At 68.1% G+C, this 546-nt stretch carries 1 protein-coding gene; it reads right to left on the reverse strand.

The window, feature by feature from the left end; genetic code table 11:
* Window positions 1–546 (reverse strand): HWE histidine kinase domain-containing protein (locus tag MBEBAB_RS14810; RefSeq protein ID WP_045319491.1); only part of this gene is annotated, 546 nt, incomplete at both ends.

Consider the following 546-nt stretch of genomic DNA (forward strand, 5'->3'; position numbering starts at 1 on the left):
GATCTGACCGACCACCCCGGCCTTCAGCACCGAGCCGAACCCTTCGCGCATCGGGGCCACCACGGGCGGCCCTCCCGCCTCGCGCCAGACCAGCGTCACCTGACTGTCTTCCAGCGTCCAGGTCACCGAAATCTTGCCGTGGACGTGGCTGCAGGCGCCGTACTTGTTCGCATTGGTGGCCATCTCGTGCATCAGCATGCTGATGGGCTGAACCTGCTCGGGTGACAGTCCAACCTCCGGCCCCTGCACCTCGATGCTGTCCCTGGGGCACAGAGCCTCCAGCTCCTCGCGGACCACATCCTCCAGCCGCCCGCCCTCCCAGCGCCGGCTGGCCAGCGACGTCTGGGCCCGCGCCAGGGCGTTGATCCGGCCGGCCAGGATGGTCTTGTAGCTCTCCAGATCGTCCGCCCGCGTCAGTTGCGCCAGCGAGTGCACCACCGCCAGAACATTGCGCGCCCGGTGATCCACCTCCCGCATCAGCAGGTTGCGCGCCGTCTCGTTGCGCTTCTCCTCGCTGATGTCCCGCGCCTCGATGACCGTACCCAC

Source organism: Brevundimonas abyssalis TAR-001 (assembly GCF_000466985.1).
In the GTDB taxonomy this organism is placed as follows: Bacteria; Pseudomonadota; Alphaproteobacteria; order Caulobacterales; family Caulobacteraceae; genus Brevundimonas; species Brevundimonas abyssalis.